Here is a 401-nt window from a genome sequence, read left to right on the forward strand (position 1 = left end):
CCCGGCGTGGATGAGGACCCGCTGCCCAGCGCGCAAGCCGCCCAACTCGACCAACGCGATGTAGGCGGTCGAAAAAGCCACCGGCACAGAGGCGGCCTGCGCAAACGACATCCCGGCGGGGATGGGCAGCACCATGCGGTGATCGGTGACCGCGGTCGGTGCGAAGGCGTTGTTGGGGAACAAACCCATCACCGCGTCACCGGGCTGCAGGGTGTGCACATCCGGAGCAACCTCGAGGACCACCCCGGCAGCCTCACCACCCAGGCCCTCGTCGGAAATCGCGCCTACCGCTACCACCACATCGTGGAAGTTCAACCCTGCAGCACGGATCGCCACCCGAATCTGGCCGGCAGCCAACTCGATCGGCTCGGTGGGCACCAGCGCCAGATTCGACAAATCAC

General features: G+C 66.3%; 1 protein-coding gene. It reads right to left on the reverse strand.

The window, feature by feature from the left end:
* On the reverse strand, positions 1–378 hold a 378-nt coding region (locus tag BST12_RS29620; protein ID WP_281254852.1), incomplete at its 3' end, for an alcohol dehydrogenase catalytic domain-containing protein.
* Positions 379–401 lie beyond the last annotated feature (23 nt).

Origin of the sequence: Mycobacterium angelicum (assembly GCF_002086155.1) — a bacterium.
GTDB classification, from domain to species: Bacteria; Actinomycetota; Actinomycetes; order Mycobacteriales; family Mycobacteriaceae; genus Mycobacterium; species Mycobacterium angelicum.